Origin of the sequence: Maribellus luteus (assembly GCF_003576475.1) — a bacterium.
Lineage (GTDB): Bacteria > Bacteroidota > Bacteroidia > Bacteroidales > Prolixibacteraceae > Draconibacterium > Draconibacterium luteum.
Genome location: NZ_QWGR01000189.1, coordinates 1 through 570 on the forward strand (window position 1 = coordinate 1; position 570 = coordinate 570).

Consider the following 570-nt stretch of genomic DNA (forward strand, 5'->3'; position numbering starts at 1 on the left):
GATGATTTTCTCGCGCGTGGCCTGATCCGGCGCTACGCCAAACACCTTCGCAGCATCGCCTTCCACCTGCACCGACAACGCCGTGGCGCTCAGACCCTGCTGCGCGATGTAGTCCTGAATGGCTTGGCCCTTGGCATCGTCGGCCGCCTTGGCGGCGTCGGCATCTGCTGACGCATCGGCGGGCGCGGCTGCGGCGGCGCCATGGAAAAGCTTCTCGCCAGCCTCTTTGATGAAGTCAAAAAAACCCATAACGACCTCCATAAGTACACAACGGGGAACGGGGAAAGTGGAGACGCCCACTGTGGGGCTCGTCCGTCGCGGCAGTGTAGCCGCTCACCAACGGTGTCTCCATGACAGCCGCGCTCAATTGCAAACTTTGCGCCTCATTCAGGCGCCGATGCGGCGCTTCGCCCACTTTCAATGCTGCGACGCAACAAAATCGCTGGCACACTGTCTTACCACCATCAAAACCACTTGCGACTCTTCGAAGAGCACGGGCACCATCGCCCTCATCGGAGTTCCCTCCCGCCACCATGCACCGTTCGTGGATGAAATCGATCACCCGGCTCG

At 60.9% G+C, this 570-nt stretch carries 2 protein-coding genes; one reads left to right on the forward strand and one right to left on the reverse strand.

Annotated elements, in window-relative coordinates; translation table 11 throughout:
* On the reverse strand, positions 1 to 261 hold a 261-nt coding region (locus tag D1614_RS28540), incomplete at its 3' end, for a hypothetical protein (RefSeq protein ID WP_241558166.1).
* A 115-nt stretch (positions 262 to 376) separates the two neighbouring features.
* Between D1614_RS28540 and D1614_RS28545 the strand changes: the two genes are divergently transcribed.
* Positions 377 to 570 (forward strand): hypothetical protein (locus D1614_RS28545; RefSeq protein ID WP_206610189.1); only part of this gene is annotated, 194 nt, incomplete at its 3' end.